At 58.2% G+C, this 25,491-nt stretch carries 17 protein-coding genes; 3 read left to right on the top strand and 14 right to left on the bottom strand.

Annotation, left to right across the window (positions count from 1 at the left end; genetic code table 11):
- Nucleotides 1-4: 4 nt before the first annotated feature.
- From CFBP5473_RS15500 to CFBP5473_RS15470, 7 genes are all read right to left on the bottom strand, one after another.
- The gene (locus tag CFBP5473_RS15500; RefSeq protein ID WP_027675259.1) at nucleotides 5-853 is read right to left on the bottom strand and encodes an ABC transporter permease; all 849 of its coding nucleotides are present in this window, start codon (nucleotides 851-853) and stop codon (nucleotides 5-7) included.
- 5 nt (nucleotides 854-858) lie between these two features.
- Complete coding sequence (locus CFBP5473_RS15495) at nucleotides 859-1,782, bottom strand: ABC transporter permease (protein WP_027675260.1); 924 nt, start codon at nucleotides 1,780-1,782, stop codon at nucleotides 859-861.
- Between the two features lie 165 nt (nucleotides 1,783-1,947).
- Nucleotides 1,948-3,483 carry an ABC transporter substrate-binding protein gene (locus CFBP5473_RS15490; protein WP_027675261.1) on the bottom strand — a complete coding sequence of 512 codons (1,536 nt, stop codon included), beginning with the start codon at nucleotides 3,481-3,483 and terminating at the stop codon, nucleotides 1,948-1,950.
- 39 nt (nucleotides 3,484-3,522) lie between these two features.
- Nucleotides 3,523-5,349, bottom strand: coding sequence for an ABC transporter ATP-binding protein (locus CFBP5473_RS15485; RefSeq protein ID WP_027675262.1), 1,827 nt, complete (start codon nucleotides 5,347-5,349; stop codon nucleotides 3,523-3,525).
- Nucleotides 5,346-7,115 carry an acetyl/propionyl/methylcrotonyl-CoA carboxylase subunit alpha gene (locus CFBP5473_RS15480; protein ID WP_027675263.1) on the bottom strand — a complete coding sequence of 590 codons (1,770 nt, stop codon included), beginning with the start codon at nucleotides 7,113-7,115 and terminating at the stop codon, nucleotides 5,346-5,348. The genes CFBP5473_RS15485 and CFBP5473_RS15480 overlap by 4 nt, the downstream gene beginning before the upstream one ends.
- Nucleotides 7,112-8,767 (bottom strand): 5-oxoprolinase subunit B/C family protein, encoded by a 1,656-nt coding sequence (locus CFBP5473_RS15475; protein ID WP_234881835.1) that lies wholly within the window; start codon nucleotides 8,765-8,767, stop codon nucleotides 7,112-7,114. The genes CFBP5473_RS15480 and CFBP5473_RS15475 overlap by 4 nt, the downstream gene beginning before the upstream one ends.
- On the bottom strand, nucleotides 8,767-9,534 hold the full coding sequence (locus CFBP5473_RS15470; protein ID WP_027675265.1) for a LamB/YcsF family protein: 768 nt from the start codon (nucleotides 9,532-9,534) through the stop codon (nucleotides 8,767-8,769). Before CFBP5473_RS15470 ends, CFBP5473_RS15475 begins: the two co-directional genes overlap by 1 nt.
- A 317-nt stretch (nucleotides 9,535-9,851) precedes the next feature.
- On the opposite strand from CFBP5473_RS15470, the gene CFBP5473_RS15465 reads away from it, so the two are divergent.
- The 3 genes from CFBP5473_RS15465 to CFBP5473_RS15455 all read left to right on the top strand — a co-directional run bounded on the left by CFBP5473_RS15465 (nucleotide 9,852) and on the right by CFBP5473_RS15455 (nucleotide 14,415).
- Nucleotides 9,852-10,550, top strand: coding sequence for a GntR family transcriptional regulator (locus CFBP5473_RS15465; protein ID WP_051441265.1), 699 nt, complete (start codon nucleotides 9,852-9,854; stop codon nucleotides 10,548-10,550).
- Between the two features lie 150 nt (nucleotides 10,551-10,700).
- The gene (locus CFBP5473_RS15460) at nucleotides 10,701-13,034 is read left to right on the top strand and encodes a bifunctional diguanylate cyclase/phosphodiesterase (protein ID WP_027675267.1); all 2,334 of its coding nucleotides are present in this window, start codon (nucleotides 10,701-10,703) and stop codon (nucleotides 13,032-13,034) included.
- Nucleotides 13,035-13,278: 244 nt separating this feature from the next.
- Complete coding sequence (locus CFBP5473_RS15455) at nucleotides 13,279-14,415, top strand: polysaccharide biosynthesis/export family protein (protein WP_027675268.1); 1,137 nt, start codon at nucleotides 13,279-13,281, stop codon at nucleotides 14,413-14,415.
- Between the two features lie 151 nt (nucleotides 14,416-14,566).
- On the opposite strand, the gene CFBP5473_RS15450 is transcribed toward CFBP5473_RS15455, so the two are convergent.
- The 7 genes from CFBP5473_RS15450 to tssG form a co-directional block, all read right to left on the bottom strand.
- Nucleotides 14,567-15,436, bottom strand: coding sequence for a protein kinase domain-containing protein (locus CFBP5473_RS15450; RefSeq protein ID WP_051441266.1), 870 nt, complete (start codon nucleotides 15,434-15,436; stop codon nucleotides 14,567-14,569).
- Nucleotides 15,437-15,449: 13 nt separating this feature from the next.
- On the bottom strand, nucleotides 15,450-16,871 hold the full coding sequence (gene tagF / locus CFBP5473_RS15445; RefSeq protein WP_027675270.1) for a type VI secretion system-associated protein TagF: 1,422 nt from the start codon (nucleotides 16,869-16,871) through the stop codon (nucleotides 15,450-15,452).
- 81 nt (nucleotides 16,872-16,952) lie between these two features.
- Nucleotides 16,953-20,435, bottom strand: a complete 3,483-nt coding sequence (gene tssM, locus CFBP5473_RS15435; RefSeq protein WP_027675271.1) for a type VI secretion system membrane subunit TssM — start codon at nucleotides 20,433-20,435, stop codon at nucleotides 16,953-16,955.
- Nucleotides 20,432-21,940: a type VI secretion system protein TssL, long form gene (tssL, locus tag CFBP5473_RS15430; protein WP_027675272.1), complete on the bottom strand. Its 1,509-nt coding sequence runs from the start codon at nucleotides 21,938-21,940 to the stop codon at nucleotides 20,432-20,434. Before tssL ends, tssM begins: the two co-directional genes overlap by 4 nt.
- Entirely contained in the window at nucleotides 21,937-23,277 is a 1,341-nt protein-coding gene (gene tssK / locus CFBP5473_RS15425) for a type VI secretion system baseplate subunit TssK (RefSeq protein ID WP_027675273.1), read from the bottom strand. The genes tssL and tssK overlap by 4 nt, the downstream gene beginning before the upstream one ends.
- Complete coding sequence (locus CFBP5473_RS15420; protein ID WP_027675274.1) at nucleotides 23,267-24,469, bottom strand: type VI secretion system-associated FHA domain protein; 1,203 nt, start codon at nucleotides 24,467-24,469, stop codon at nucleotides 23,267-23,269. The genes tssK and CFBP5473_RS15420 overlap by 11 nt, the downstream gene beginning before the upstream one ends.
- Nucleotides 24,466-25,485, bottom strand: a complete 1,020-nt coding sequence (gene tssG, locus CFBP5473_RS15415) for a type VI secretion system baseplate subunit TssG (RefSeq protein ID WP_027675275.1) — start codon at nucleotides 25,483-25,485, stop codon at nucleotides 24,466-24,468. Before tssG ends, CFBP5473_RS15420 begins: the two co-directional genes overlap by 4 nt.
- Nucleotides 25,486-25,491: the final 6 nt, after the last annotated feature.

The raw sequence follows: 25,491 nt of genomic DNA, 5'->3' as shown, positions 1-25,491 counted from the left end.
TTGCTTATCTCGATGTTCTTCCGGTGGGGTCGAGGCTGTCGCGCAGCCAGTCCCCGAGGAGGTTGAGGCCAAGCACGGTCAGGAGAATGGCAAGGCCGGGGAAAACGCTGACCCACCATGCGGTTTGAAGATAGGTGCGGCCATCCGCCAGCATTCCGCCCCAGCTGGGGATCGTGGGGTCAACGCCCATGCCGAGGAAGGTCAGGCTGCTTTCCAGAAGAATGTTGTTGGCGACGTTCAGCGTCATCAGCACGATGACCGGGCCGACAAGGTTCGGCAGCAGATGCTGGAAGATGATGCGCCAATCCTTCACGCCTATGGCGCGGGCGGAGAGGATGAATTCGCGTTCTCGCAGACTGAGGACCGACCCGCGCACGAGGCGCGCATATTGCACCCACTGCGAAACGATCAGCAGAATGATCGTGTTCGTCAGGCTGCCGCCGACAATAGCGATGAAGGTGATGGCGAGCAGAATGAACGGCATGGCAAGCTGGATATCGGCAAAGCGCATCACCAGCATATCCCAGAAGCCGCGGTAATAGCCCGCGACCAAACCGACGACCACACCGAAGACGACACCGCCGATAACGGATGTGAAGCCGACGAGAAGTGAAATCTTGCCGCCTGCAACGACGCGCGCCAGCACGTCACGGCCCAGCGGATCGGTGCCGAAAGGGTGGGCGGTATTGGTGAAGGGCTTCGCCAACCGGGCCATCAGATCGATTTTTTCGGCACCGCCCGGGAAGAGGATATCCGAAAACAGCACGGCAAGGCAGATGATCGTCGTCAGCGACGCGCCGACGATGAATTCGAAGCTGGAAAAACGCGAAAGGCGTGTTGTGCGGGCAGCCATGGCGATTACTCCGTGCGAATGCGGGGATCGATCAGGCCATAGGCTATGTCGATCAGAAGATTGATGCCGACGATCATCAGCGAGAGAACGGTGATGACGCCTTGAAGGACCGGATAGTCACGCGCGCCGACCGCATCGAAGGCCAAGGTGCCGAGGCCCGGCCAGTTGAACACGCGCTCGATGACGACGATACCGCCGAGAAGGCCGCCGAACTGGATGCCGAAATAGGTGATGAGCGGAATGGCGCAGTTGCGCAGCGCATGCTTGTAGAGAACCTTGTTCTCGCTCAGGCCCTTGGCGCGCGCGACCATGATATATTGCGACCGCAGCGTATCGAGCATGGCGGTGCGCACGAGGCGGACATTCGTGGCCGTCAGGATCACGCCCATCGTTACCGCTGGCATGATATAGCTCGCGTAACCGACCATGCCGCTTGGCGGCAACCAGCCGAGCGTGATCGAGAACAGCAGCACCAGCATGATGGCGAGCCAGAAATTCGGGAATGAAAGTCCGAGCAACGAGAGGACGCGGATGATCTGGTCGGCTGTCTTTCCACGCGATGTCGCCGCCTTGATGCCGAGCGGGATAGACAGCGCAATGGATACGACCATGGAGATGAAGGCGAGCAGCAGCGTGGCGGGCAGGGCATCTGCGATCAGGCGCGATACCGGTGTGCTGCCCGTGAAGCTGCGGCCGAAGTCCAGTGTCACCAGACCTTTAAGGAAGTTGAGATACTGGACGAAGAACGGCTGGTCGGTGCCAAGCGCCGTGCGAATGCGCGCCAGATCCTCTTCCGTCATGCTGCCGCCGCCCTGAAACATGGTGACTGCGGGGTCACCCGTCAGGCGGATGGCGAATGAAACGAGAAGTGTGATGGCGATAACGACGAAAATCGCCTGCAACAATCTCTTGATAAGGAAACCGGCCACGTATCTGTCCTTGGTACGAAAGCAATTCCAGCAAAAGTGTAACGCGGTTTTGCGTGCGGGATTGCATAAAAACAAAGAGCTAGAGAGGTTTGCTTTTCGAAGAAATGCGGAACCGCTCTAGTGGTGTGACGCCGCAGCGGATTGCCGCGGCGTCAGCATTGGCGATTATTCGACGGTGACGTCTGTCAGCTTCAGGCGGTTGTCTGGCGCAGGCACGAAGCCCTTGACCTTTTTGCTGATGCCGTAGATCGCGTTGGTGTTGTAAAGCGGAAGCTCGAGCGCCTTCTCGGCTGTGTACTTGCCGATTTCTTTGAGGATCTTTTCACGCTCGGCACGGTCCGTCAGCGGGCGCTGGGATTCCAGCAGCTTGTCCAGCGTCTCGTCTTTTTCATAAGGGTTCCACTTCTCGCCGGAGTGGTACATGGAATAGGCAGTATTATCGTAATCGAATGTCCAGCCGCCCCACTTCTGCTGGAACATCGCGCCGGTCTTGCCCTGCGGGATGATGTCGTTCAGCAGAACGTTGGTTTCGTAAGGCTTGATGGTGGCGGTGATGCCGACCATCTGGAGGTAGCTGGCAACGACCTGCGCCACCTCGTTCATCGTCGCGTCATTGCCGCGAATGTCGATCTGAAGCGTAGCACCCGGCTTCACGCCAGCTTCCGCCAGAAGCTTCTTTGCACCTTCCGGATCATAAGCAACGGGCTTCAGGTCAGGATCGTAGCCGAAGGACAGGGCACTCTGGAAGCTTGCGATTTCAGACCCCTGACCGGCCAGGATCGACTTGACGATGGTGCCGCGATCCACGGCCATGATGATGGCCTGGCGAACCTTCGGATCCTTGGTGATGCCATCGCGCGTGTTGAAGCGCAGCGCATCGACGGTCGGGCCGGGAACGCTGACGATTTCGAGGTTGGAATCGCCCTGCACGACCGGGATCATGCCGATTGGAATGGTCGGCGGAATGACGAGATCGACGCGGCCTGCCTGAAGTTCGGCAACGGCTGTCGCCGGCTCCGCGATGAAGCGGTATTCGAGTTCGGAAAGCTTCGGCGCACCGCCCCAGTAATCCGGGTTGGCTTCCAGCTTGATGTTGACCTTCGGCGCATAGGACACGAACTTGAACGCGCCAGTGCCGACAGGGTTGAGGTTGAAGTTGTCTTCGCCTTTTTCCTTGATGTATTTCGGCGGAACGATCATTGCGCCGTAACCGGCAAGCTTCGTCAGAAGAACCGGATCGGGAGACTTCAGCTTCATGTCTACAGTGTTTTCGTCCACGATATCGACGCTGGCAATGGCCGTGTAGTTGGATCGCTGCGGACCTTTTGCGCCTTCGTCACCCAGCAGGCGGTCGAAGGTGAATTTTACGGCTTCGGCGTTGAAGGGCTCGCCATTGTGGAACTTCACGTTCTGGCGAAGCTTGAAGCGAATGCGCTTGCCTTCATCCAGCTCTTCCCAGCTTTCGGCAAGACCCGGAACCAGCTTAAGGTCCGGTCCGCGATAGGTCAGGCCGTCGAAAATATTGGTGGAGACGGCGGCCCATTGCACCAGAAACGTATCGATTGGATCCCAGCTGCCGGGATCCTGCGGGCTGGAAATCGTCATCTTGCCAGCGGCAAGTGCTGGCGAAGCTGCAAATGCAACGCCGGACAGTGCCAGCGCGGTGAGAGCGGCGCTCATTCCCCTTTTGATTTTTCTCATCTTCTGTTTCCTCTTCAGATGGTGTGAAAGGTGGTTCGTTCAGGCACTTCTGGCGATGAAGTGGCCCGGATTGATTTCCTCGCGGCGAAGAATCGGCGGCTCATCGCCGACCATTCGAACCGGGTTCGGAATCTCGCCTTCGATCAGCGTGCTTTTGCGCTCAACCGTCGGGTCGGCGACCGGCACTGCGGAAAGCAGGCGGCGCGTATAGTCGTGCATCGGCGTCTCGAACACCTGACGGCGGCTGCCCATCTCCATGATCTGGCCGAGATAAAGCACAGCCACGCGGTGGCTCATCTTTTCCACCACGGCCATGTCATGGCTGATGAAGAGATAGGCGAGACCGCGTTCGGCCTGCAAATCCATGAACAGATTGATGATCTGCGCCTGAATGGAGACATCGAGCGCTGAAAGCGCTTCATCCGCAATGATGAGCTTCGGATCGGAGGCCAGCGCACGGGCAATGCAGACACGCTGGCGCTGACCGCCGGAAAATTCGTGCGGATAGCGATCTGCATGTTCCGATGAAAGGCCGACGCGCTCCAGCAATTCATCCACCCGGCGGCGAACGTCTTTGGAGCCGAGGATGAGGCCGTGCGTGTTGATCGGCTCGGCGATGGAGAAACCGACCGTCTTTCGCGGATCGAGCGAGGCGAACGGGTCCTGGAAGATATATTGCACTTCCTGACGCATGCGAAACCGCTCTGCCGCCGACATGCTGGAATAGGTCTTGCCGTTGAAGGAAATCTCACCGGAAAGCGAGTTCTGCAACTGCTGGATAGTGCGGCCAATCGTGGATTTGCCGGAACCGGATTCGCCAACCAGCGCAAGCGTTTCGCCCGGATGAATATCGAAGCTGACATTCTGCACAGCGCTACAACGGTGTGTTGCTTTGCCGAACAGGTTCTTGCGAATATCGAAGCGCACGAAGAGATCGCGTACCGAAAGCAGCGGTGGTACATCGTAGCGCGCCGTCTGCTGGATGCGCTCTTCGCCAACCGTCTTGGGCTCACCGTCTTGCAGAACGGTCAGCGGCATGCGCTTGGGGAAATCTTCTCCCTGAAGACTGCCGAGTTTCGGAACGGCGGAGAGAAGCGCGCGGGTATAGGGCTGTTTCGGATTAGCGAAAATCTCGCGAACCGGGCCTTCCTCGACCTTCTTGCCTTTCCACATCACCACGACATCGTCGGCCATCTCGGCAACGACACCCATGTCATGGGTAATGAAGACCATGCCCATGCCGAGGTCCTTTTGCAGATCGCGCATGATGTTGAGGATTTGCGCCTGAATGGTCACGTCGAGAGCGGTCGTCGGCTCGTCCGCGATCAGCAGCTTCGGGCGGCAGGCGAGTGCCATGGCAATCATCACGCGCTGGCGCATACCGCCGGAAAGCTGGTGCGGATAACGCTTCAGCAGCGCTTCGGCATCCGGCAGGCGTACCATTTCCAGAAGCCGCCGGGCCTCGGTCATTGCCGCAGCCTTGGTCAGCTTTTCGTGCAGGAGCAGCACTTCGCAAATCTGGTCACCAATGGTGAAGACAGGGTTGAGCGAGGTCATCGGCTCCTGGAAGATCATGGCGATCTCCTTGCCGCGAATAGCGCGCATATCCTTCTGCGGCACCTTCAGCAAATCTTTTCCGTTGAACAGAACGCTGCCGGTCTCGAATTTCGCGCCCATCATGTCTGCCAGACGCATGACGGACAGCGATGTGACCGATTTACCCGAACCGGATTCACCGACGACAGCAACCGTTCTGCCGGGTGCTACGCTGAAGGAGAGGTTCTCGACAACGCGGTTCTCGCCGAATGCGACCGTGAGGTCTGAGACGGAAAGAAGCGGGCTAGAGATGTCCGTTGCGTTGGTCATGGCTGTATCTCTGCTTTGGAAAGATCTTTGTTCTGAGAAGCGGATGGCTCGATTCTTGCCAGTTCCGCGCCTGCGGTTTGCATGGAGCCAGCCTCCACAAGCAACGAAATCCGGCCGGAGAGGGGAGCGCTGATCTGCGTTTCCATCTTCATGGCCTCCATGGTGCCAAGAACTTCACTCTCTGCAACTGTCGCGCCATCGGCAACCTTCCACTGTACGAGCGTGCCACTGAGCGGTGCCGAAACGATGTTCCGGTCAGCCGACGAGCTGGAGCCTTGTGCTGTCGGTGCGGGCGCTGGCGTTCCGAACATCGAAAGGAACTGCGCGGGGATACCGACTTCGACCAGCTTTCCATCGATCTCCAGCTTTGCGCGCACCATGTTTGCGTCTTGCAGGGCTTTGGGGCGTGCTTCCGCTTCCAGCACATGTGCGAAGTCTGTCTCGATCCAGCGCGTGTGAACGCGGAAATTGGGGCTGGCAAAATCGGGATGCGCTATCGCCGCCTTATGGAATGGTAGAACCGAAGGCACGCCTTCGATTGTGAACTCCGACAGCGCTCGGCGTGCGCGGGCAATTGCCTGCTCACGGGTTGCGCCCCAGACAATAAGCTTGGCGGCAAGGGAATCGAACATGGGCGGGATCGTCGACCCGGCCTCTACACCCGTATCGAGCCGAACACCGGGGCCAGACGGTGCATGAAACGCTTCGATTTTGCCGGAGGATGGCAGGAAGCCGCGTCCGGCGTCTTCGATATTGATACGAAATTCCAACGCGTGGCCGCGCGGCTCCGGCGTTTCCGTCAATGAAATCGCGTGCCCTTCGGCGATGCGGAACTGCTCGATAACGAGGTCGATGCCGGTTGTCTCCTCTGTCACCGGATGCTCCACCTGAAGCCGCGTATTCACTTCAAGGAAAGAGATTATCCCATTGTTACTGAGAAGAAATTCAACTGTGCCCGCGCCGACATATCCGGCCTTGGCGCAGATGTTCTTCGCAGCCTGATGGATCGTTTCGCGTTGTGCATCGTCCAGAAATGGTGCCGGTGCCTCTTCGATCAGCTTCTGGTTTCTGCGCTGGAGAGAGCAGTCGCGCGTTCCGACAACCACGACATTGCCATGCCTATCTGCAAGAATTTGCGCCTCGATATGGCGCGGGCGGTCGAGAAACTGTTCGACATAGCACTCACCACGCCCGAAGGCCGCAAGCGCTTCACGCGTGGCGGATTCGAACAGCTCTTCCACCTCATCCAGTTGACGCGCGATCTTCAGACCCCGCCCGCCGCCGCCATGGGCGGCCTTGATGGCAATCGGAAGGCCGAATTGCTGGGCAAAGACCAGCGCCTCACGCGATGTTGCAATCGCGCCCTCGCTGCCAGCCACCAGAGGCGCGCCGACGCTTTGCGCGATGCGGCGTGCCTGCAGCTTATCGCCAAGCGCCTCGATGACGTCCGGGTCCGGACCGATCCAGATCAGCTCGGCAGCGATAACGGCTGCGGCGAACTCCGCGCGCTCGGAAAGAAAGCCATAGCCGGGGTGGACGGCATCTGCGCCGCTGCGCTTTGCAAGCGCGACGAGCTTTTCGATATCGAGATAGCTGTCTTTCGGGCTTGCGCCATTCAGCGCATAGGCCTCGTCGGCCAGCGATACGAAGAGGGCGTCTGCATCTGCATCGGCATAGACGGCAACCGATTGAAGGCCGTAATCCCTGCATGCCCGGATGATGCGAACGGCGATCTCACCACGATTTGCTATGAGAACTTTTTTCATTGTTGATGCTCTGCAATATGTTTGTTTGGCAATGGCAGTTCATGAAATGCTTCTATTGCACGGAAGCGAATGCGGGCACCCGGCGGAACGCGTGCCGCAAGATCGAGGTGGTACTCGGCAACATTTCCGATCACCGGATAACCACCTGTCAGAGGGTGATCGACCAGAAACAGAACCGGTTGGCCACTCGCAGGGACCTGAATGGCACCATGCAATGTTGCCTCACTGGGTAATTCTGCGGTGATCGAGCGGGTAAGTGGCGTGCCTTCGAGACGAATGCCGACGCGGCTCGCCTGCGGCGTTACCAACCAGTCCTGCGACAGGAAGGACTGGATCGCCTCGCTGGTAAACCAGTCGGTTCGCGGACCCATTACGACGTCGAGTTCTACCGTCTCGCCCGCCTTGGGGTGCGCATCCTCGGTCTTCGTTGGCGCTGGCACGATAAAGGCATTATCGGCAGGTGCGATGCTGATCCGGTCGCCCGCCTTCAAAGGTGCAGGGCCGATTTCGGCTAAGGTGTCGCGCGCGGCGCTGTCGATGATGCTGGAGGCGGCAAAGCCACCGCGAATGGCCAGATAGCTGCGCATGCCCTGCGCAGGCGGCGCTATCGTCAGCCGGTCTTCGTCATTGAGTGCCGTCGCTTTTGCGAGTTCGACCTCGATCATGTCGCCATTCGTCGCCTCTATGCGGGCCATGACCGGTGCGCCGGTAATCGCGATCACGCTCTCACCGACAGCTTTAAAGACCGCGCCTGCGGGAGAGATTTCCAGCGCAGGCAGATTGATCGGGTTGCCGACTGTTCTATTTGCCTGCCTGAACGCGGCGCGGTCTGCTGCGCCGGAAACGCTGACGCCGAGGCTGGCTTTGCCTTTGCGGCCCAAATCCTGAAGCAGCACCGGGAGGGGTGCGGTAAGTACCTCAAGGCATGGGCCGGATGTTTCCAGCGAGACCGGGGAGGGCGATGGCTTATGGGCCGTCTGGAACTCTTCAAATTCCTCAAGCGAAATCTGCCAGAACTTGACCCGGTATCCCGGCTGAAGAAGTGAGGCTGGCTCGCGTGCCAGATCGAACATCGGGATGGGCGTGCGCCCAATCAGCTGCCAGCCGCCGGGGCTCGCTTTCGGGTAAACGCCGCTGAATTCACCGGCGATTGCGACGGAGCCTGCCGGAACATGAGTTCGCGGTGACGTGCGGCGCGGAACGGAGAGCGTTTCATCGCCGCCGGAAAGATAAGCAAATCCCGGAGCAAAGCCGGTGAAGGCCACCTTCAAATCCGAACCGGTATGGCAAGCGATGATCTCATCAACCGACAGATTTAGAAGCGCAGCCACGTCCTTAAGGTCTTCGCCATCATAAAGAACGGGGATATCGACAATCGGGCCGGGCTGCGACGAAGCCTCGCTGGAGAGACGGTTCTGCACCTGCTCGATCAAGCTTGCCGAAGGCAGGACGAGGTGATCGAACGCGATCATCAACGTCCGTGCAGCCGGAATGATTTCCCGCACACCCTCGATAGGCGATGCCTCCAGTGCGGCATGCAGAGCCAGCGTTTTCTCAAGGCTCTCAAGCTCGAACAACAAATGCCCGTCGCGCATGGGAAGCACGCGCAAGGCAATCCTGCTCTTCTCCATCGATGTTTCGGCAGCGGTCATTACTGGCGCCCGCTGAAAGCACGGATTGCCAGTCCCGCATGTTCAAGCTTCTGGCGCACGGCCTTGGCAATCGCTACCGCATCCGGGCTGTCGCCATGCACGCAGATGGACTGCGCGTCCACCTTTGTCCCCACGCCATCGATGGAGGTGATGGAGCCGGTGCGCACCAGTTGCAGCATACGCTCTGCCACCTGTTCAGGATCGTGAAGGACGGAGCCCTTTTCACGTCGGGAAACCAACTCACCCTTCGAAGTGTAGGCGCGATCCGCAAAGGCTTCGGAGACGACGGTAAGACCTTCGGCGCGCGCCTGAGCAATCAATGGCGAACCGGCGAGCGCCACGAGGATGAGGTCTGGATTGATCTGCCTGATTGCACTGATGACATCCGCTGCCTGACGCGTGTCGAAGGCAATCGTGTTGTAAAGCGCACCGTGCGGCTTAACATAGGTAACGGTGGTGCCGGCGGCTTTCGCCAGACCTTGCAGCGCGCCGATCTGGTAAATGACGTCACCGACGAGTTCTTCGCTGGATGGGTCCATATTGCGACGACCGAAGCCAGCAAGATCGCGATATCCGACATGAGCGCCGACCGCGACATTGCGCTCTTTCGCAGCAAACAGCGTTTTGAGAATGCCCGCCGGATCACCCGCATGGAAGCCACATGCGACATTCGCGCTGCTGACGATATCGAGCATTGCCTTATCATCACCGATCTTCCAGGCACCAAAGCTTTCGCCCAAATCGCTGTTGAGGTCGATAGAAGACAATGTGCTGCTCCTTCCATGCTCAATAAGGAAGGCGCGGTAAATCAGACCGATAAGGATCATCGGTCGGACGTTACTTTATGTGCCCCTTATTATTTTTATGATCACGTTCTAACAATAAATGACAATCCCGTCCACATTGTTGAGCAATATTTTTGTTCCGTCCTACAAAAAAGTTTTCACATGTGTATGATCGATGGAAGCAGTGGCCGTGAAGTCGCCGTAACGTCGAAGGCGGCTTGCCTGAGCTAAAGCTCGCGAGGCATTGTCACCGACGAAGGAATCACAGGCTTTCTCATGAGCCGCAACGGGGATGGATGATGCGGCATAGTGGTGTGGCAAATGCAGAGGCGACATCGGTCGGCACACAGGAAGCCACACTTACGCTTGCCGAGATTACGGCTGGCCGCATTCGCGAACGCGTCATCTCCGGCGTTCTTCCACCCGGCAGCCATCTTTCTGAAGTAGCCCTCTGCGAAGAACTGCAGATTTCCCGGAACACTTTGAGGGAGGTTTTCCGCCTTCTCACCAAGGAAGGCGTGTTGCGCCATGAGGCAAACCGGGGCGTCTTCGTCACCACGCCCGGCATCGGCACGATTATCGATATCTACCGTGTGCGGCGCCTGATTGAATGCCCCGCTATTGCCAATGCGCATATAAAACATCCGAGCGTCGCGAAAATGCGGGAAGCTGTGCAGGCTGCCAATTCCTACCGGGCGCAGGGGGAGTGGTTGAAGGTCGGTAGTGCGGATATCGCCTTTCACTCCGCAATCGTCGAACTTTCCGACAGTCCGCGGCTTTCGGCATTTTACAGCCAGATTTCAATCGAGCTTCGCCTCGTTTTCGGCCTTCTTCGTGATCCGGAATATCTTCATGGGCCTTTCATAGAGCAGAACGCCACCATATTGGCGCATCTGGAAAGCGGCGATACCGCACAGGCTTCCCGCACGCTTGAGGATTATCTGCATCGTGCCGAACGCTTTATTCTGGCCGCTTATTCTCGCGCCATTCCCGGCTGACCATTTTTCGCCAACGCAACTCCTACCCACCCTGTTCCTCTGAAACGTTGCGGGAAAGAAATCACGGACAATAAGTTGAATTAGTAATTTCTAAATTTAACTGTACTAATGAAGAATAATAAAGGTGATGGTTGTCGGGAGTGCATAGCAGTGTTTGCCGTCCTGGAGTGTGTCGCAGTACAGCATGATCGCCGCGTTGTGGTTCTGGCAGCAATCATCGCGCTTGTGGGTATGGTCTCTTTCTTCCATCTTTTGCTCCGCGCGGAAGAAAGCCCCATTAAGCGCAGGCCTTACTGGATTGTTGTTGCAGCCTTTGCTTCGGGCTCGAGTGTTTGGGCAACGCACTTCATCGCCATGCTGGCTTATCAGGGCAGTATCCCCATTGGCTTCGACCTGTTCTACACCTCGATTTCGGCCATTCTCGCCGTACTCGGGTTCTGGGTTTGCCTTCAGTTCTTCTGGCGCAAAAACGGATCGTCCATCGCGGCGGGCTTGACGGTAACAGTCACCGTTGCCTGCATGCACTTCATGGGCATGGCGGGATTACAGGCTGCCGCCACGGTTCAATATCAACTCATGCCCATTGTGGTGGGCACCATCGTTTCCGTCGTCCAGTTCTCGCTTTCATTCTTCCTGTTCAGAAAAATCAGGTCGTGGGTCCGCGTACCGGTGGGTGCGCTGCTCTCAATTCTCGGTGTGTTGACGCTTCACTTCACAGCCGTCTCTTCCACCATTCTTTCGCCCGACCCGAGTTTGCCCGGCCCGGATATGGACGGCATGGACCGCCTCATTCTTATCGCGGCGATTACCGGCGTCACCTTCCTTATCCTCACCGTTACCGCCGTTGCCGCCCTGATCGACCGTCATCTTGTCGACCTGAAAGGCCTCGTCAACGCCACGCTGGATGGCATCGCAGTCGTGCGGGATGGCCGGATCATGGAAGTGAATACGCGCTTTGCGGAACTGTTCTGCGAGAAGGAGCTTGCGCTGCTGGGTCGCAGCCCCGATGCTCTTTTGCTGCCTGAAGATGGTTTGCCCGCAGATGCGCCGAGAGTGGCAGGCATCGAGGCCATGCCGAAACTTGGCGACAAGACCCGGCATTTCGAACTCGCCGTGCGAACCATTGAATACCGCGGCCGCCCTTGCGAGGTTCTCACGGTGCGCGATCTCACGGACAAGCGGCGCGCGCAGCGTCAGATCGAATATCTCGCACGGCATGATATTCTCACCGGCCTTTCCAATCGCTCGCTGTTCAACGAGCGCCTCGCAACACAAATCGGCAAGGCTGCGGAAGGCGAGCCATTCTCTCTTTTGGCCCTCGACCTCGACAGGTTCAAAGCGGTCAACGACCTCTTTGGCCACGCCGAGGGAGACCGCGTTCTGAAGGACGTCGCGAGAATTCTGCAAAACAGTGTCCGTCCGGGCGATCTCGTGGCACGTCTGGGCGGCGATGAATTCGCGATCATGACCAGCTACAACACCACTGAGGCTGACGTTCGCGAACTGGCGGAAGGCATTCTGTCCGCCTTCAGACGCGAGATGGATTCTGTCAGCGATCCAACCGCCGTTGGCGTGACTATCGGCATCGCCATGTTCCCGCGCGATGGCGATGATAACGAGACGCTCATGCACGCAGCCGATCTCGCGCTTTACAGAGCCAAGATCAACGGGCGTGGTGTCGCGGCCTTCTACGATCCGACGATGGATCAGGAAACACGCGAACGGCGCAGGCTGGAATCCGATCTTCGCCAGGCGATCAGCCGCAACGAACTGGAACTGCTGTATCAGCCTGTTCATTCCGTCGAAACCGGAGAACTTGCGGGCTACGAAGCGCTGGTGCGCTGGCAGCACCCCACGCGCGGGGCGGTGCCGCCGGATGTCTTCATTCCCATTGCCGAAGAGACCGGCGTCATCATATCGTTGGGCGAGTGGGTGCTGAACGAAGCCTGCAGTGCCGCTGTCACCTGGGATCCACATCTGAAAATTGCCGTGAACATATCCCCGGTACAGTTTTCCGTCTCCAACCTCGTCTATACGATTTGCTCCACGCTGGAGAGAACCGGCCTCGCACCGGCAAGGCTCGAACTGGAAGTCACGGAATCCGCACTTCTGAAAGACCGGATGGCAACGCTCGCCGTCATGCGGCAGCTGAAGTCGCTCGGCATTACCATCGTGATGGATGATTTCGGAACCGGTTACTCTTCGCTCAGCAATCTGCGTAGCTTCCCCTTCGACAAGATCAAGATCGACCGTAGCTTCATCGCCGCCATGAAGCAGGACGATAACGCCCGCTCCATCGTCCGCGCCATCATCGGCCTCGGGCGCAGCCTCGATCTGCCCGTCACTGCCGAGGGTATAGAGACGGACAGCCAGTACCGTATGGTTGTCGATGAGGGCTGCACGCAGGCGCAGGGGTATCTGTTCGGCAAGCCCAGCAGCCTGCCGAAAAAGGCCAAGAAGCGCGGCAATATGGTTTTTGGGTAGCGCTGAAGGTTTCCGTTTCGCCCTTGATATTGACGCCTCGAGGCATCGCCTGAAACTCGCCGTCCTGTCGTCTTTCCATCCGCCAACTCGTCTCCTGCACCTTCCGTAACGTCATTGGTTGCGTCTCGGTCACAGAAACCGGAAAGAAGCGTGTTTCTTTTTCAATTTTCAGCTTCAAAGTTATTGCAGCTTCATTTGTTGATGCTATTCCTGCGTGTAGGTGATTCTGTCTTGGGGATTTGGGATGAAGAAGGTTGTTTCGGTGCTCCTGTTGGCATTGCTGAGCGCGTGTGCCCGGCCTTCCGATGGTCCAACCTCTGGTAATATTCGTTCGGCAACCCTTCCTCAGACCAACGAGAAAATTCCGGTTATCGAACTTGCCAACGCGCCTGCTTCGACTTCAGCCGCGAGCTTCCTTTCCTCATCCACCGGTCCCGGCCTCACGGCCCTGCGCAACACCGGCTATAATTCGCAGCGCCTGCGCCGTGGGGACGTTATCGACATCACGGTTCTCGACACTGGCGAAGACGGCCTGTTTTCGTCCACGCAGAGCAAGACGCTCAATCTTGGCCGCTTCACTGTCGATCAGAATGGAAGCGTGAACCTGCCCTTTATCGGCAAGAAGCGCGTTACGGATTCCACACCTGAGGGACTGCAAAATCAGGTCGTGTCGGGCTTGAAGGGCTCTGCGGTCAACCCGCAGGCGGTTGTGACAGTCGTCGACAAGCCAACGAGCGTTGTGATGCTCAGCGGTGCGATCAAGACGCCGGGCAAGATGCCGCTGACCGCGCGTCAGGAGCGCGTTCTTGATGCGATCAATCAGGCCGGCGGCCCAACGGTTGCGCCCGGCGCTGCGACCGTAACCATCGTCCGTGGTCAGCAGCGTGCAAGCGCTACGCTCGACCGCGTCATGCGTGAAGATCGGCAGAATGTCCGCCTGTCGCCTGACGACCAGATCATGATCGACGGCGACGCATCCAGCTTTACCGCGCTCGGCGCGTTCAAAAGCGCTGGCGAATTCCAGTTCGAAACCGGCAAGCTGACGCTCGCTCAGGCCGTTGGCCGCGCAGGCGGTCTTCTCGATGACCGTGCGGATTCACGCAACGTCTATGTATTCCGGACCGAAACTGTGATCGTTCCACCGGTTGGTCCGGTCGCATCGAAAGAGCGGGCTGAAGTCATCACCAGAACACGCCCTGTGATTTATCACGTCAATATGCGTGACGCCTCCAGCATTGCGCTGATGCAGATGTTCCAGATGCAGAAGGGTGATGTACTCTATGCAAGCAATGCGCCTCTGGTGGATTCTGCCAAGCTGCTGACAGTCTTCCAGAAGAGCGTGCCGACGGCTGCTGCGCCGCAGCCGGGTAGCTCGAACTAAGCTGGCTGGCCCTGAGCGGTGAAGATTTTTAACGCTGCGTTGCTGGCACAAGGGCCCTTTACGGACGTGGCCGAGTTCGAAAATGGTAGCTGATAAAACAACAAGCGTTGCACGATGAATGTCCTGCAACGCTTTTCGGTTCTGTCTCTTGTCAAGTCTCAAGCGACTTTAGAATATCCTGAACATCCTGAGGTCGTTTTTCGATGCGTTCATCGCTGCATTGTTCTGCCAGTTCGCTCAAAGCGCCCTCAGTAATATCCATCTTGCTAATGATTTTCCGGGCCAGTTTGCCAAAAGCGTAGATGTCTTGGGCGGGATGAGCCTTCTCGCCGTTCAATTGTTCAGGCGCCGCGAATTCCGGTGAACCCGCACGTTGAATTCCGAAATCGCAATGTCTTGCTCCAATCGGGATCGTGATGCCGAAATCACCGAGCTTGGCTTTTCTGAGCGGTTCGCCAGCAAGAAAAACATTCGCGGGCGTCACGTCGCAATGCACCAGTCCTTGCTGGTGCATTTCAAGAAGCGCATAGAGAACACAGCGTAAAAGACTGACTGCGTCGTCGCGACTGAAACGTGTTTCCGCCGGTAGGGAAGCGAGAGATACCGGATGCCAGGGCATCAAAATCCCCGGCCTTCCGTGATTGAGGCGCAGCAGCAATGATGTTTCCAGCAGGTTAGGGTGGCGGAGCCGGAGGCCAATCTCTGCCTCTCTTCGCAGAGATTGGCTTAAAACGACATCATCTCTTTGAGCGGAGGGGATGGTTTTCAATGCGTGCAGCGAGGCAAGGTCCCGGTGTCGCAGCTTGAGAATTTCCGTCGCACCGCTCTGGAAGGCCACGCCCTCAACGCTGAAACTATTTGCAATCCATTCCGGCTGTTCAGGCAGCAAGCCGGATGCCTTGCGATCAAGCGAATTGCGGATCTGATCGATGAAATCCTTCTGCTCAAAAAAGCTTCGCTTCAAGGCGCCGTCATTCTGGATAGCGTGCCAAAGCTCGGCATAACGCTGGGCAACAGACACCTGCTCCTTATCGCTACCTTGAAACAATCTCGTTCCCGATCACGATAGCGCTGATATTTTCCCTCACATCTTCAATAAGAGCTTCCTGAATAAGCGCGTTGGCGCAATCTCTCACCGGACTTTCTGACAGGATTTCCGCAACGACACGCTCTTTCAGCTGGTGGACGAGCGGAAAGCTGCACAAAAGCAGCCGATCCGATGGGCCCCACTCATCGCGAATGACATCAGGCCGAAACTGCTGCGAGTGGCCGACGCATTGGGAGAGCTGCCTTTTCATGCCGACAATGACGTGATCCCGGGTCAGCGGGTGCATCGTGCCGTCCTTCAAAAGATAGGCTCGCGCGTCACCTGACCAGAGAATGGTCAAGGCTTGACTGGAAATCGAGGCACTGATTACGCTTGCTGCATGGCGCAAAATGCCTTCTCCGCTTTGGCGTGAGAGAAGAAGACTATTGACGGTTCCAAGCTTTGCCCGGATCGTCTGCGGGTCGATTTCGTCTTCTCCAACCGCAGCAATATCTGCGAGCATATTCGTGGTCAGCCTTGCGGCCTCCACTGCCGCCTGACCATCTCCTATTCCGTCCGCAATCGCGAAAATGGCCGGATTTTTGGAGACGAACAAAGAATCCGCGTTGCTCGCAAGTTTCGTTCCGGCATGGGTGGCATAGCTGTAAACGACAGATGTCTGCTGGATTTGCCGTGGTGCAGATGAGGTAGCTGCCTGCTTTACTGGCGCAGCGGCTGGAGCGTGATTGGTTCTTGGCGGTTGCTCGGCCTGCTGGGTCGGAGCAGGCTCCGGTGTCGGCTGCGCTTCTTGAAACAGTTTGACGAAGTCGCCCGTGTTGGGCTTGCCTTCGAACTTGAACCCTTTCGGACGGCGCGTTTCAGCATCGATATGCCACCAAAGACTGGTGGGCTTACCCATTCGAGGCTCGGGAGGGTAACTATCTTCCTCCTCTTTCGGCTTGGGCAATCGCAGCCGTTTGATCGCGGAGGTGAAACGGCTCATTTCGAAATCGCCCGCCATGGATGTTTCAGCCAAGGCCTCGGCGGCCATGAACCAGGTTTCATCCAGATAGAGCATTTTTGGGTGCTGCCTGAAGCTGTTGAGCTGAGCCAGAACAACCAGCGGATATTTCCGCCCCACGCGATCCTTGCTCGGCAATAAAACGCCCGTATAGGCGGCGTTGCCCCAGACGCCGCGTTCGATGATGAAGCGCCGGGGAGGGGAAGAGGAAAACACTGATGACCAGCGCCCCGCGAACTGGTCGGCGCAGGCGTGTAGGCCCGCGCGCAGCCATTCGTCCAGCGTTCCCACCAATTCACGGTCCAGCCCCTCGGAAATGAAATCTCCGTGGCTTGGAATTTTGCCGAAAAAGCCGATACGGTCGCTTTCCGCAACCGGATCGACCAGCTTTTGGACCTGTTTAGCCATCAGCCAGGCATGGCCGTTTGTTGGGTAGATGTCGTCATCGTCATAAATTCCCCCTCCGTGGAAATGCAGTTCTCCATGTCTTTAAAATTGTGCCGGGCAGGAAAAGCGCGATAGCGCATCCAGCCGGAATGGATTGAGGACAGAGCCGAACTGAATGTCGAACTCCGCCACCTGTCCGCCATTTTCAAAGCGGGCCCGCAGAATATCTCCGGTCTGCCCCTCAATTTTAGCATCGTCGAACAACCGGAACGGCGACCAGTCACCATTTTCGGTTTTCGCCTGCTGCCAGCCACCGGGCTGGAAAGCGATGCGGGAAAGATTGGCTGAGTTTTCCTGCGACGGCCAATTGATGGACTTCGCCTGGATCGGCCCGTGATAATAGACCACACGCTCGCCCTCGATCTCCAGCATGACCGCGCTCGATTCATTGGTGAGCGAAACGGGTTTGACGTTGATCGAGACCGCAGGAACCTCGCTGCCATTGGGGAAAAACGCCCGGAAAATCTTGTCGGCATTTTCGAACTGCGCAATTGCATCGCTTGGAATGCCTGCGGATCCGAAGGTGCCCTTCCAACTCCACGGCGCCGTCGTCTTGTCCACGAAGGGTTCCATGCGTTGCTTGAAGAAGCTCTGGAACACACCGGTTGGTCCGAACAGGCGGGTGAAATCCGCCATTGCCACATCGCGTGGCGATGCGCGATCGAACGGATATCTTCCACTGACGATGGATGAGCAGAGAGACGCGGAGTCTGCCGCCCAAAGATCGGCAATGCGGCTGCGCGCGGATTTTACCGCCAGCGAACCGACATCTGCGGAAACGCCAGCAATCCAGACATCCAGCGGTGCCGGAAGCTGCCTTGCCTGCTGAAGCAGATCCTGATTGGCTTTCGTCAATTGGCTGTCGACATCGAACACCTTAGCCACCTCGTCCGAAGTGGTGGAGGAGCGTGCCAATTGCTCGTTCAGCGTTTTCAGGTTGGCGAGCAATTGCTCCGATGGAGAACCGGCAGCCTTGTTGCTTCCTGTCTGTCCATCCGACGGTGCGGCTGTGGATTTTGCCGCCAGCATATCACGCAGCCGTGCATATGGGTCCGCGGCGTCGACTGTTGCAGCGAGGATTGTGGACGTCGTATCGCCATCCGCCGTGGAAGCGAGCGTGGTCAGGCTTGCACCCGCATTTGGCCGAAGATCGGTCGCATCGGCGATCGATCTCGCCCCCTCTGCAACGATATTTCGATCATTGGCGAGAATGCGCGTCGTTTCCACGGCATCCCCCAGAGACTGCGAGGGCTTCACGCGAATATCCGAAAGCGTATCGGCCCAACGCTTTTCAAAACGGTCGAAATAGATTTGCAATGCCGCCTGCGCCACCTGCTCAACGGTCGCGCCGCGAATGGCATCATCCGATCCACGCACCCAGGCCTCGGAAAGCGCCACGCGCGAGGCGTAAGACACCTGCGGAATGACCACGTTCCGATAGCCATCTGCCGTGAACAGACCTTCTATCCCATCCACCAAAGGAGTCTTGCTTTTGCGCTCGAATGCGCGTTCGCCAAGAGGACCGAAGGCGGAGGATGGTGTCCATTCCGGCAAAGCGCGAGCCTGCGGCAATCCGGCCAGAATATCATAGGCGCGCGTGCCGATGGCCTGCTCCTTGATGGTCTTGCGTGCCTTCGCGATCAGGCGAGCGTCGAGTTCGATGGGTGCCAGAATTCCATCGGCAAGAGCACGGGCATGGCCGTTAAGCGATGCACGCGCAGCCGCTCGTCCATCACCCGGATAAAGCGAGGCGAACATATTCTGCGCCTGCACGGTCAGGAAATCGCGGTCGAGATTTCCAAGCCCGCCCAGCATGCCGTAAAGTTTCAGCGAGTTGAACGTCCTCGTCACATCCTTTTCATCCGCCAACTGCTTTTGCAGTTGCACGATCATACGCGGCAGAAGCAGGGCGTTCAGCGCGCGTTGATAGGCATCGCGTTGCCGTCCCGCAATCTTGTCTTTCTGATCGAGGCCGAAACCTACTTTCCAGACACGATCCTTGGAGAAGCCGGAGCTTGCGTCCCTTAGATTATCGAGAGCAGGCATGATGCGCAGGAAATCCGCATCGGAAACATCACGGACAGGAATGCCTTGAACCAGCTGTTCATAGGCGTTGAGCTTTCGGTCCGCTTCTGCCAGCGCCTGCGTGTTGGAAAAATAGGTGCTGATCCAGCCGGTAAAGACGATGGCGACAATGGCTGCGGAGACGCCATAAGCGATGCGCCGAACGAGAAGCTGGCGGCCCGAGAGTCGCTTGTCCCGCATGACGAGTGCCGCTTCCGGGAAGATCACCTCCTTGAACAATCGCGAGAGGAAGTAGCTGCGACGCGCGCGGGTCGTTGCTGTGTTCACTTCCGGCTGGGTGCCGGAAGCAAAGTAAACGCCGCGCAGAAGGGGTGCTTCGATCAGCGGCGAGCTTGCGCAGAGCTCCCCCAGAGCTTCATGCAGTCGGTCCTTCAGCTTTGCCATTTCGGCGGGGAAGCGGAAGATGCGACCACGGATTTCCGCGTTCTGCTCCTGTTGCAAGCGCTCGATCAGCATGGCGTCGACGCGCTGTTGCAGAAGCTCGAACTCTTCCATGAAACGCTGCGGCAGCGATGGCGAGGTGTAGCTTTCATCCAGCTTGAAAGTGGTGCCCCACACCTGTTGCCGATCAGTCTTGTTGAAACCGTCGAAGAACTCCACGAAGCCATCGAGAAGATCAGCCTTGGTCAGAACCAGATAAACCGGTACCCGTGCGTGAAGATACTCGTCCAGTTCAGACAGGCGCTGGCGGATGGAGCGCAGTTCCTGCCGCTGCTCCTCCGGGTCTCGGGTCAGTAGATCCGGGATGGAAAGCGTGACCAGCGCACCATTGATCGGCTGCGAGCGGCGATACCGCCGCAGGAGATTGAGGAAGCCTTCCCAGCCTGCCTTCGAGGAACCGTCGAGATCGTCCTGCGTGGTGTAGCGCCCGGCAGTGTCGATGAGAATGGCTTCATCCGTGAACCACCAGTTACAATTGCGGGTGCCGCCAATGCCTTTCACGGCGCTTTCGCCCAGTGCATCTCCGAGAGGAAATTGCAAACCGGAATTGGTCAGCGCAGTCGTCTTACCCGAGCCCGGTGCACCGAAAATGACATACCAGGGCAGGTCATAGATATACCCGAAGCGTTTCTTGGTAACGCGGCGAAGAAGCGCAAGCGCTTCCTTCAGGCGGGTCTGTATCTCTCCGACTTCCGCATTGCGGTTGGCCAGAGCTTCCTGTTCGATACTGTCGACCAGCTCCTTGTCCTGCTTGCGGGCGCGGAACAGGGTGATGGCAATATAGACGACCCAGACCAGCAGAATGACGCCAATGGCGATAAGGCGAGCCTGTGTGGTGCCGAACGGTTTGAAATCACCGAAGGCAATGAGATAGCCGTAGAACCAGATGACGACGCAAAGCGCGATTGCCCAGATCAGCGAAACAAATCGGCGACCTATGATACCTGCGTAGCTATCGACATAAGACCGGATCGTATAAAAATAACTCAGCGGATTCATTGCTGGGCTCCTGGCTGCTGTCCGGGTGTCGTGGATATGGCTGGCGATAGAATTCCGGCATCGCTCAGCTTTTCATCTGGGTTGGTCAGCACCATGATTTCGGTTCTGCGGTTCATCTCACGGCCTTCCGGCGTGCTGTTATCCGCCAGTGGATCGCTGTCGGCCCGACCTTCGGTCAGGATCGCCTCTGGCCCGGTATATTGGGTGAGGATATCGCCAACGGCCTTTGCGCGGGCCTCCGAAAGATGCCAGTTGGATGGGAACTGGACCGTCTTGATCGGAACATTATCCGTGTAGCCGATCACCACCGCGCGGAACTTCTCGGCAGAAAGTGCGCCGCCGATGCGCTGGATCAGATCGCGGAACTTCGGGCTCACATCTGCGCTGCCGGTTTCGAACAGGCCGGAATTGTTGATGCGCACCCGCAGGCGTCCATTGACGTCGGCCAGTGTCACGAGGTTCTGCTGAACCTCGGGCTCCAGAAACTCCATCAACTTTTGAAGCCGTGTCGGCTCAGGTGGTTTCACCACAGGCGGCGCTTCGGCAACCTTTGGCGGCTCCTCCTGGACCACGGGCTGGGGCGGTTCAGGTGGCGCGGCTATCAAGACGCTTGGTGTTTGCGACGGTGGCAATTTGGCAAGCCGCTCGAAGGTTGCGTCCGATGCGCCGTTGAGAGAGAGCGTGAAGAAGAGATAGCCAAGCGCAAAAGCAAGGGTGAGAAGGGAAAGCAAAGTCCATAGCGCGGCCATGGTTTTCAGCGGCGTATGCCGTGCTTCCACGCCTTGCCAGTGCGGCGACAGCTCGCGCTCGAACACGCCGTACTGGCCGATCAGCGTTTTGTAGAGGCTGTCGCGGATGCGGGCGAGTTCCAGTGCGCCTTTCGGAGAAACGCGCGTGCGGCCTTCGAAAGCAAGCGACAGGCACAGATAGATCAGCAGCAGCAGGTCCTTGTTCGCGCCGGGCGACTGGTGGAAATGGTCGAGAATATCGAAGACCCGGTCACCGCCCGTGACATCATTATGGAAGGTGGAGACGAGGCCGGAACGCGCCCAACCGGCGCGAACGCCCCAGGGCTTGCTGAGGATTACATCGTCCACCGTGGCGCAGACGACATAATGGGCGGCTCTCGCGCGCTCCGGGCTTATGCGGGCAGACGCGAGATCGCGTTCATAACGGGTGATCGCCTCGAGGCAGGCCCGGCGCAGATGCTCAGGGTCCGGTTGTGCATCGCTGAAGCGAAGCACATGGGCCAGATTGAGCAGCGGTGCGGCGGATTGAACCAGCGTTGGCACTTCCTCTCCGCCGAAGCGGAAATTGGAGAGAAGCGCATCGATGGGCAGCGCGCCGGTTTCCCCGCGCGGTCGTTCCGGCGCTTCGCCGGGCTCGATAATGTCATCGAGAATGGCCGCCATGTTACGGGCGTTCTGGTTGCGTTGGCGGCTTTCCTCGGTGATTTCGACCACCGTCGGCAAGTCCTGCCAGGAGGAGGGCTTTTCGTTGCTCATTCGCGTAACGCCCACATTTCCATCTCAAGTCCGGGGAAATCGCCTGCAAGATGCAGCGCGATGGCGCCGGACGTTTCGAGTTGTTTCCACAAAGGTGCTTTGGTATCGATTTCGAAATAGATCGTGCCGGAACGGTATGGCAGCTGGCGTGGCAGAACCGGCAGCGAGCGCACGGGGATGCCCGGCAGCGCCACATTGACCAGTTCCGAAATCCGCTCCACTGGACCGACCTTGATCTGCGCTGGCAGCCTGCGGCGAATGTCTTCCGCTGGCATGTCTGCCCGGACGGCCAGAACGAAGCCTGCATCGCGCAGAAGGCTGCGGTCGTGGATGGTGCCGACACGCACGCCATGACGGCGCTCGACAAGCTCGATGGCCACGGCGGCCTGTTCTAGAACGGCAGACAGCGACGTTCTGAGATCATCGAACACAGCGGCAAAGCTCGCCTTCAGATCGTCATGACGATATGGCGGAAAATCCGTCGCCCGCTTCTTTTCCGTCGTGAATGTCGCCAGTTCACCGGCAAGCTGGATGCAGTCTTCGTATAAGCGGATCGGATGCATGCGCGTGGCGTTGGCGGAGAGATGCGCCAGCAACGGATCGGCCCGGTTGAGGATTTGCAGCAGGAAGTAATCGCCCACTTCCGCGGTACCGCGAATAGTCGGGTCGCCAATCCGTTCGGAGATCGCCTGCGCGCGATGGCGCACGATGCCGAGAAGCTCCGTCAGCAATTCGTTGAGACGGGACGATGCCGCGCAGTTGAGGCTAGGCGGAATGAAATCGGGATCGAGAATAACGGCACGATCAGATCTCACTTCAATAATGCGTGCCAAGCCTATGAGATCATAGCCGGAAATATCATCGCCCGTTTTCAGGAATTTAAGGCTGAGGCGGCCCACATCGATAGGTGCAACGAAATCCGTGTCCACATTGGCGTCTGTCGCTTCGTAATTGGAAGCAACGAAACGCACACTGTTCGTCTCGGGCCGTGGAACCGCAGACATGTCCGCCTTGCCCGGCTGCCGGGCAGGCAACGCCAGATAGACGATGGCATTCTTGACCGTCTCGTCCAGTTCGAGGGGAGCGGGCAGATCGGAATCTTCCGGTGCCTCGAACGGCGTTCCATCCGGCAGGATACCGCGCAGATTGGAGAGCGCGAACTGGCCGATTGCCAGCGCGCTGCGGTCTATGCCGATTTCAGCCACGCCCCAGGGATAGGGGGAGAGATTGCGCGTCGTATTGCGGACCAGTCGCTCCGTCCAGCGGTCCGTTTGCTGGAAATGTTGAACGCGAAGGAACATTCCCTCGCTCCAGGCAACGCGATTTTCATGCCTCATTTTCTGTGCTTACCCCATTGAAATTCGCTTCATCCGTCGCCGGTTTTTCCTGCTCTTCGGCATCGCCACGCGCTGCCTGTTGCAGGAATTGCCGGATCGACAGTTGACGCCCACTTTCGTCAAATTGCTTTTTGTAAAAGGACCAGTAGTCGGTTCTGGTAATCACGCCGCGCCAGTCTTTACGCTCGATCTTCGAGCGTAAATCGTTCCCGACATCAGCTTTTGCCTCAAGCAGTCGCGGCTCAAGCTTCTGCGTGGAAACGCGCATCAGGTTTTCCAGCGAGGTGAAGAGAAGACGCTGCTGGCGGATGAGTGCCTCTAGCCGGGCGGCGGTGTTCGCGTGCTCCGCATGACCACCCGCTTCGCTTTCGATGTCGAGGACCGCGAGACACTCCGCGCATTCCCGCTCAAGGTGAGATACGAGTTCGGCCAGCCGATCATCCTGACGGAAGGACACGGGTTCCAAAGGCTCGTCGTCAAGCGTCTCCTCCGGGCCGGTGAAGACGGCATCGAAATCCTCACGGGGCTTCGCCGGGGCAGCCGGGCGGGCAACCTTTACCGGCGTGTTGAGCGCATCGGTATGCTCGTGCTTGCTGCTCTCGACAGGCTCTTCGTTCCAGTCATCCGGCAGCACTGTGCCGAGGCCCGCTGAAGACGGCGGCGCACTCCAGCCGATTTCCACATTTTTGGAAATCGATTTGGCCTTCTTGCCTTGCACGCGCTTTGTTTCATCCGGCCAGTCATCATTGGCGCTGCTATTGCCGAGAACACCGCGTGCGGAGCGACCACCCGGTGCGATGTCCGATAGAATAGCTGAAATCGTCAGCTGCTCGTCGCTGACCCGAAGCGCGCGGTCGGGATCACCGAAATCCATCTCTGGCTCACCGCTGATCGCGACCTCAAAAGTCTGTCCGCCGATGTCGATGCGAGAGCCGTCTTTCAACCGTGCGGATTGGCCTTCCAGCAGAACGCGGCCATCGACCAGCGTGCCGTTGGCGCTTTGGTCGACAATCGAAAAGCCTTCACGGTCGCGGCTCAGCGTGCAATGGATTTTCGAGACACGGCGTTCTCCGTCATCGATCTGCCAGTCGCAATCATTCGAGCGGCCAAGCACGCGCCTGCCATGTTCGAAACTCCAGCGCGATGGCTGGAATCTGCCGTCCTGTTGTTTTTCCTTCAAGGCGAGCTTCATGCCGAAACCCTCAACTCTGTTAGAGCCGAGCCCTCGCGCTCGGTCACGATGGCGTCCGTGCTGTCCTTTTCGGCTGGCGCGATGCGGGCCCAGCTGTTCCAGCCCAGACGGGCAGGGGTGTCGCTCTGGCCCAATTGGCAGAACGGAATGTCTTCCTTCTTGAGGATAACCTGCACGTCGAAATCGAAGGCGCTGCCGGTGAAAAGGCGTGTCAGCGCGAAGACTTCCGCCAACCGCCGGGACCCCGGCGACAGCGCGAGATAATCCGCATAGCCAACCGGTCCGATGACGATGCGAAAGCCACCGGCAAAGTCCTCGATAGTGCTGCCCGCTGTCGTGTTCTGCCCCAGCAGCAAGCCGCCGGGCTGGCCCAGTTGGCTCTGCTCATGGGTGGGGATCGGCACCCATCGACGCCGGAATTGTTCGACATTGACCTGTAGCCCGGTGAACTCGCACAGCATTGATGTCAGCGCCGTCGAGTTTCTGTTGCGGTTGGCAATCAGCCCGCTGAACCGCAGCAAAACGTCTTCCCTGACGCCAGCATTTTCCGTGATGCCGCGTGTGCCGAAGCCGGTTAGCGACAGCAGCGTCCTGCGGAAAGCGTTTTCACGGCGGTTCTTCGCCCAGCGAAGCCCGCGCGCCAGCCGGTATTTTTCCGTGGCAGACACGAAAAGTTCGCTGAACCTTGCTGCGAAAAGATTGAAGAAACTCGCCAGCGCCTTGGAGCGATTGCGCTCTTCGCGCTGTAGCATTTCGCCGTAGGAGGGCGGCAGAGAACCGAGCGGGCCAACGATTGGCGCTAGCGCCGAGCGCAATTCGGCATCCGCACCCTTCTTGCGAAAACCGCTGACGGAAACCGCAATCGGGCTGGTTCCACCATGCGAACCGACCGTCAGCTTTTCCTCGTCGCTGATGTGCTGCGCTACACGGAATGCAGTTGCCGGATCGAAGCGACCGGGATCGCTGCTGAGAAGCGCTTCCTGTTTTTGCCTGAGGGTATCTGCTTGAGGCTGCATCGGCGC

Source organism: Agrobacterium larrymoorei (assembly GCF_005145045.1).
Lineage (GTDB): Bacteria > Pseudomonadota > Alphaproteobacteria > Rhizobiales > Rhizobiaceae > Agrobacterium > Agrobacterium larrymoorei.
The sequence above is the reverse complement of the archived record's forward strand: the minus strand, read 5'-3'. Positions and strand labels throughout refer to the sequence as shown.